This is a genomic window from Vibrio sp. 10N.222.52.B12, from assembly GCF_002875385.1.
In the GTDB taxonomy this organism is placed as follows: domain Bacteria; phylum Pseudomonadota; class Gammaproteobacteria; order Enterobacterales; family Vibrionaceae; genus Vibrio; species Vibrio jasicida.
Map to the genome: position 1 here is coordinate 46,773 of NZ_MDAW01000123.1, position 7,569 is coordinate 54,341.

Sequence of the window (7,569 nt, forward strand, 5' to 3'; positions counted from 1 at the left end):
ATTTTCAATCGCCATTTCGGAACTATGATCATGTAACTATCGAAAGTATGATCATCGAAAGTCAGAAAGCATGATCACAACTCTCCGTAAGCATGATCATTAAGTTTATGAAAAGATGATCAAAATAGGGCTGAAACGATGATCATGATGTTTATACAACTTATCCACAGAAGCTAGGGCTTCACTTGGAAAACTCATCGTGTGTTATTGCTTACTTGTCTTCATATTAACGTCGGATCGATGATCAAGAGAGAAGATTTTCATCGTTCTGCTCTCAATATCGCGCGGAAATTATTCAATTGATGAAAACTCCACCATTTTGGTTGAATCTCGCTACTTAACAGGGCTTAAGATGAAATCAACGGAAGCATGATCATGATTGTCTTGTCTACATTTTACATGATGCTTTAATTCATCGTTCCGGCTTTTACGCTCTGGTTTTCTCTCTATCCCCCAGTCTATCTACATTCTTCCGTAAATTAGAGGGAAAAATACATGCTTCCGTGTTAAAAACGTTCTTGATCATTTTTCCGATAAATTGATCTGATTGAAAAATTAGCCCGATATGTAAATAGAAGCATGGTTTCCTTGATCATGCTTTCAGTTTTGATGCTTACCTCGGAAGAATGATCATGTACAGTCCTTGATCATTCTTCCAATAGAAACCTCATTCCCTACAAAAAATAGCACTGGACGCATGATCAAGGGTTAGTTGGGAAGAACTCTTTTGACTTAAAGCCACATAAACACTCCAATACCTGATTGATCTCACAGTGCCCGTAATTTAGGGCTGTTTTATAATCGTTCCGAGATAAATGCTAGATTTACATTGTAAATACGTGACGATGTAACATTTTTAATTTCATCGAGTTTGAATCTCTTTATTGGCAAGTATTTGATTAAATTTTGTGATGTTTTCATGGGAGAATCATAAAATTGGCGTTTGTGAGTGTTTTTTATGTGATGGTTATTCAAAATGTTTGTTCACCTTTTTGTTGTTTTAGAATGCTAGTGCTGTACAATTAAAATCAGATATCCTTCCAACGGAATTTGGCATGAAAAGAGAAAAAACGATTGAAAATCTCCAGGAGTTAGCGGAACTGACGCAGCAGGTTCAAGCTGACCGTATTGAGATTGTTTTGGAAGAGCGAAGTGACAATTACTTCCCACCAATGTCTAAAGCGATGATGGAAACCCGCTCTGGTTTAACTCGTCGTAAGCTGGATGAAGCTATTGGTAAAATGGAGGCAGACGGCCATCAATTTACTAAGAATAATGCTAACCATTATTCAATCACTTTAGATGAAGCGCACATGCTAATGGACGCGGCAGAAGTGCCAAAATTCCATGAGCGTAAAAAGAATTCAGAAAATAAACCGTGGATTATCAACGTACAGAACCAAAAGGGTGGTACGGGTAAATCAATGACTGCGGTTCATTTGGCTGCATGCCTAGCACTAAACTTAGATAATCGTTACCGCATTTGTTTGATTGACCTTGACCCTCAAGGTTCATTACGTTTGTTCTTAAATCCACAAATCAGTGTGGCAGAACATGACAACATTTACTCTGCGGTTGATATCATGCTTGGTAACGTGCCAGATGGTGTGGAAATCGATCGAGAATTCCTACATAAGAACGTACTGCTACCGACGCAATACCCGAACTTGAAGTCGATTTCTGCTTTCCCAGAAGACGCAATGTTCAACGCAGAAGCATGGCAAACACTCTCTGAAGACCCATCGCTAGACATCGTTCGTCTGTTGAAAGAGCAGTTGATTGACAAGATTGCGAATGACTTCGACGTGATTATGATTGATACCGGTCCACACGTTGACCCGCTAGTATGGAACGCAATGTACGCATCAAATGCGCTATTGATTCCTTGTGCAGCGAAGCGTCTTGACTGGGCTTCAACAGTAAACTTCTTCCAACACCTTCCAACGGTTTATGAGATGTTCCCAGAAGATTGGAACGGTCTTGAGTTTGTTCGTCTGATGCCAACCATGTTCGAAGACGACAACAAGAAGCAAGTTTCTGTTCTAACTGAAATGAACTATCTTCTAGGTGACCAAGTTATGATGGCCACTATTCCTCGTAGTCGTGCATTCGAAACGTGTGCTGACACCTACAGCACAGTGTTTGATTTGACCGTAGGCGACTTCGAAGGTGGTAAGAAAACGCTCGCTACTGCACAAGATGCGGTACATAAGAGTGCACTAGAACTAGAGCGCGTACTGCACTCTAACTGGCCGTCATTGAATCAGGGGTAATGAATAAATGGCATTGAAAACGTCTGAATTAAACGCGAAATTATTTGGTAAAACCAATAAGCGTCGTGTTGCGACACCTCAAGAAGCGCAAACGGCGGCAAAAGACAAAGCACAAACTATCGAACTTGCTGTCGCAGGCGAGAACACCGTTCAGTTTGAATTGGTCCGCATTCCTGCGGATAAAGTGGCGACAGACACTAGCGTATTTGCAGAGAACGCTCGTGAGCAATCTTTCCTAAACGAACACGCTTTATCGGATGTGTTGGTGACGTTGAAAGAACGTGGTCAACAATATCCAGCGGTTGGTCGTCGCACTGAAGATGGCAAGATTGAAGTATTGGACGGTAGCCGCCGTCGTATGTCTTGTATCTTAGCAGGACAGGATTTCTTGGTTTACGTTGGTGACGGCATCAACACGGACCACGCGAAATTCCTTTCTGATGTTGCAAACGCGCACAAGCCACTGTCTCTATACGAAAAAGGTAAAGAGATGCAGGCGAAGCTTGAAAGTGGCGAAGCTGAAGACCAAAAAGCACTAGCAAAAATGTTCCAGTGCAGTGAAGCATTGGTGAGTGGCGCATTAAAAGCTGCGGCACTTCCGCTTGAACTTCTGCAAGCTTACCCGAATGTTGGTGATTTAGGTCGTCCAACGATTGTTAAGCTGCATAAGCAGTTCTCGACATTGAACGGCGAACAACAACAAAACTTGTTGGATAAGTGTCGTACGTCGGAAGGTTATTTGTGGCAGCGCAGTACAGCTCAAGGTGTGGCTCGTCTTACTAAAGAAGTGACAGAGAGCATTGAAAGTTGGATTGCAGAACTTGCACCAGCGAAGCCAGCTAAGAAAGCGGAAAAAGTTGATCTAGTTAAAGGTCGTGCAAGCTACAGCCGTAAAGGTAACAACCTTGCTCTTAACTTGAAGAAAGTTGACGACAGCTTGATGGAAGAAATTCTTGCTTTCGTTGAGAGCAAAATGAAGTAAAACTCTCCTTGTTTGAAACCGCCTTCGGGCGGTTTTTTTATGTCTGCAATTTGGCAAAGTCTCCATGAATCGAGATGTGATAATATGGCGTCAGTTTAATGCTTGGATATACGTAATGCTCGCACAACCTGAATTCCTTTCTCAGCTTCAGCTCCAATCTTACAAAGCCTTTCAACGCAACGGCGCAGTGATTTATGGTGATGCCGATTGGCAAAACACCTTGATTGCCGACTTTCATCAAAAGCAACAAAATCAAACGTGGTTCTGTGTTGGGGATTGGCAACTAGAAAATGCCCTCTGCATAAATGCAAAGCAAGGCAATATGTTGCTCGGTCGTGAATGTGACGTGCTGCTGTTTGACGCGAGAAAAGAGTTTGACGCCAACAGTTTTACCTCGGCTCTTGGTGCGCTCGTCGGCGGTGGTCTATTGATTGTGGTTGCCAATAAAGACCAAGATGCGGATGAAGCGGAACTGTGGCTGCAAACGCAATGGCAACAACTCACCGTTATTGAGGAGAATTCACCATTACCTCAATTACCAGACTTCATCCAAGCGGAAAAAGCACAACAGTATAGTGAGCAAGCTGAAGCGGTTTCTTTTATCGAAAAAGTGGTGACAGGGCATCGCAAACGTCCTTTAGTATTAACCGCCGATCGTGGTCGAGGAAAAACCAGTGCGTTAGGTATTGCATGTGTGCATCTTCTAGAGCAAAAGCCATTACGAATTCTCGTCACAGCGCCAAGCATCAAAGCTGTTGAACCTGTTTATCAGCACTCGCTCAGATTGCTATCAACAGCAGAGCGCGTTAAGAAAGACCGATTAGAAGCGGGGCAGGGTTACATTCAGTTCATCGCACCGGATGAATTACTCTCTAATTTACCTGAGTGTGATTTGTTATTGGTTGATGAAGCCGCCGCGATTCCGGTTCCTATGCTTAAGCAGATTACTGAGCAATATCATCGTCTCGTGTTCTCAACCACCATTCATGGTTATGAAGGTTGTGGCCGTGGCTTCACGCTTAAGTTTGTTGATTGGCTACAAAAGCAAAGACCTGGAATGAAGCTTTGTCATCTTCAACAACCCATTCGATGGGCAGTAAATGACAACTTGGAATCTTGGTTGTACCAAGCATTTTTACTGGATGCAGAACTCACTCCGAGTCAACCTGCCGAGCTTGGCGATATTTCATTAATCAACCTCCGTAAGTCAGCGTTGATTTCTAATCCTTCCGTATTGAAAACGTGCTTCGCGTTACTTGTGAATGCGCATTATCAAACCTCGCCAAATGATTTGCTGCATCTTCTGCAAGATGCACATTGCCAGATCTACGTAGCCCAGAATAACAATGAAATTGTCGGGGTGATGTTAACGGTAGAGGAGGGTAATCTCGGTTCGAACCTCGTTAAAGATATTCAGCTTGGGAAACGTCGTCCGAAAGGTCATCTGACGCCAGTGACTATTATCAATCAACTTGGTTACGCCGATGTGGGTGCGCTTTCTACTTTGCGAGTCATGCGAATTGCGGTTCATCCAGATTTGCAAGGGCAGGGTATTGGCCAACAAATGTTAAAGCAGTTGGAACAAACTACGCCGCCTCATATCTCTTATTTGTCCACCAGCTTTGGTGCAACAGAAGAACTGATTACGTTTTGGAACCAATCTGGTTTTGAATCCATTCGTCTTGGAAGTATGCGAGATGCGGCAAGTGGGTGTTACTCATTGTTGATGGTTCGTCAGTGTGGCTCACAACAAGCTTGGATAAACGAAGCCAAATCGCTATTCGAAGAACTGTTGCCCTTGAGTGCGGCGTCTACTTATCCCAAGTTAGAGCCAAGTTTGCTTCGTGCGTTATTGCCAGCCTCGGTATCTACTTGCCAGTCCCATTTAACGAAGTGCACTTTAATCGAGTGTTATGCTCAAGGTGGGAACAACTTTGAATCGGTCTCTGTTTGGATTCAGCAATGGTTACTGCAATGTGGTTTGGCTGATGTGTCTGACTTGATGGTCAGTAAATTATTCTTAAACAAAGACTGGAGTGCGTGCGCTAAGCAATATGGCTTGCCGGGACGTAAGCAAGTTGAAGCGCAGATAAGAAAAGAGCTACAAGTTTTGATTGCTAAATTTACAGTGTAAACGGAGCAAGCAATTTACACTGTAAAAGTGGTTAACGGGAGGAGAGGGTTTACACTGTAAATCCTCTCCTTTTTTGTTTGCCATCTTAACCACGGTTTTCGGTTGGGATGTAAAGCCAATCTCGATTTACACTGTAAACACAAGTTGTGTGCAATGAGCTATCTGTGAAGTGAGCTCAATAATAAACTTCCCTTAAAGTCAGATTACCCATTAGGAATGCTTCACCATCTATTCAAATAAAGATCGTGATGCTTTGGTTATGAAGAGACAGTTCCGCCCAAAAATGAATCCTAACGTAATTTAGAAATTCTGTGCCTGTCTGCCTCAACCTCAGAAAAAGCGGGGCTTCCTTTAGTGATGTGAGCCTGATTCTGAGAAGTGAGAGGTTTGTTCAGAAAATGAATTTGGTTAGACTGAATTGGGTGATGGGTAGTAGATGGATTGGTTATGTGGAAGATATGCCTTGAATGGTCGGAAGACAAAACGAGGATTTTAGCTCGCCTACCGGGAGATATTGAACTCGGAGGTGAGCTAAATCTGAAGGAGTTACCTGAGCAACTTGAAGCAATGAATGCCAGTCAGGCGTTCGTTGATGACGTTGAAGTGGTTCGATTCGTTAACTGTGCTCGTGAGCGTAAAGCAGAAGCATACGAAGGTATTGTCGTTGCGCAGATTAAGAATGCTCAGGTAGAAGTTGAACTGTCGAACAACGACATGCTCGCGAGCATGAAGATTGTAGGTGCTTATGGTGGCCGTGGTTTGCGTGGCCCTGAAATCGTTCAAGCACTTGCTCATGCGAGAGTATCGAAAGGCATTAATAAGTTGGCGCTTAAAAAAGTAATGGTCGTCAGCAATCAACTCAAACCCGGAGAAACCTTCACTCAACCAGTCGCCGTTGGTAAACAACCAGTCAAAGGTAAAGACGCCATCTTTACGCCTCTCGTTAAAGACATCACCAAACGTATCCTCAAACCAAAAGAAGGCCAAACCACTAGCGACAAAATTGATTTACGAAACTTAGGTGAAACCATTGCCGTGGACGTGGGTGATGAGGTCATGCGTCGAACACCTGCTACCAAGGGCGTTCCGGGTTTTACTGTGCAAGGTCGCGTGATTCCTCCTCAAGCAGGCAAAGACAGCCCTATCAAACCGGGTAAAGGAACCGAAATCAGCAAAGCCGACCCTAACCTTCTGCTCGCTTCTGTGTCTGGTACGCCACTCATCAAAGATAAAACCATCGAAGTTGATAGCGCTCTGTGTTTAAACAGTGTGGGTGTGAACACAGGACACGTAAAGTTTAAAGGCAACGTCATCATTGGCGGCAACATTGAATCTGGCATGATCGTCAAAGCGACCGGCTCTATTACCGTTGGTGGCTTTATTGAATCCGCGGACGTTCAAGCTGAAGGCGACATCCAAGTCGCGAAAGGCATTATTGGCCACACAGTGAGTGATGGTCAGCCGAAAAGCTGCCACGTTCGAACCAAAACATCGATTCGTGCCAGTTACGCCCAGTATTGTGAATTGCAGTCTGGCGAGGATATAGAGCTGGCTGTGCACAGTATGAATAACGACATTGTGTGTGGACGTAATCTGACGGTACTTGATGCTAGCGGTAAAAACGGCACTTTAAGCGGTGGTGATGCCAAAGTCGGAAGCAAGGTGCTTTGCTCGCAACTTGGTGTAGAAGGCGATACCGCAACGAAAGTCGAGGCTTTTGCTCGTTACGCCTTGTACAAAGAGCGCATTGCCAGCTTAAAAGAAGAATACAAATCGGCCCAAGAAGGCACGATGGATGTGATTCGTAAGGAACTTGAATTTAAGAAACGCCCCAAAGCTGAGCGTACCGATGAAGAGCAAGCTCAAATCGAAGTAATGAAAGCGCAAAACAATGCTCGCCTTGAAGAAGTTAAACAGAAGCTAGAACACACTGAGCAGGAGTTTGAAGTCTCGCTGGAAGAGAATATCGTCGAAGCCAAAGATCGCGTGTTTACGCGCGTTACAGTGCAATTTGGAGACGAACAGGTGACAACCAAACGCACCCATGGCGGTTGTGTGTTTAGCTTTAACCAATACGAAATCAAAGTGGCGGCAAATTTTGAGGAAGAAGACGTCGTCGCGATTTAACTCTTTAATCGGAAGAATGAAAAAGCCCGTGTCTGAACTGACCCCCAATAGTT

The 7,569-nt window shown here is 44.0% G+C and carries 4 protein-coding genes; all 4 read left to right on the top strand.

Features of this window, described 5'->3' with window-relative positions; genetic code table 11:
- The first annotated feature begins 1,055 nt into the window (after positions 1 to 1,055).
- Complete coding sequence (locus BCT11_RS16030) at positions 1,056 to 2,273, top strand: AAA family ATPase (protein WP_038871606.1); 1,218 nt, start codon at positions 1,056 to 1,058, stop codon at positions 2,271 to 2,273.
- Positions 2,274 to 2,280: 7 nt separating this feature from the next.
- Complete coding sequence (locus BCT11_RS16035; protein ID WP_012130357.1) at positions 2,281 to 3,255, top strand: ParB/RepB/Spo0J family partition protein; 975 nt, start codon at positions 2,281 to 2,283, stop codon at positions 3,253 to 3,255.
- Positions 3,256 to 3,370: 115 nt separating this feature from the next.
- Positions 3,371 to 5,389, top strand: a complete 2,019-nt coding sequence (locus BCT11_RS16040; protein WP_102388734.1) for a GNAT family N-acetyltransferase — start codon at positions 3,371 to 3,373, stop codon at positions 5,387 to 5,389.
- A gap of 447 nt (positions 5,390 to 5,836) precedes the next feature.
- A complete protein-coding gene (locus BCT11_RS16045) occupies positions 5,837 to 7,516 on the top strand; it encodes a FapA family protein (RefSeq protein ID WP_102388735.1) in 1,680 nt (559 codons plus the stop codon).
- Positions 7,517 to 7,569: the final 53 nt, after the last annotated feature.

Coding starts and splice junctions, on each gene's coding strand:
- BCT11_RS16040 (WP_102388734.1), top strand. CDS start 3,371: ATGCTCGCACAACCTGAATTCCTTTCTCAGCTTCAGCTCCAATCTTAC.
- BCT11_RS16030 (WP_038871606.1), top strand. CDS start 1,056: ATGAAAAGAGAAAAAACGATTGAAAATCTCCAGGAGTTAGCGGAACTG.
- BCT11_RS16035 (WP_012130357.1), top strand. CDS start 2,281: ATGGCATTGAAAACGTCTGAATTAAACGCGAAATTATTTGGTAAAACC.
- BCT11_RS16045 (WP_102388735.1), top strand. CDS start 5,837: ATGTGGAAGATATGCCTTGAATGGTCGGAAGACAAAACGAGGATTTTA.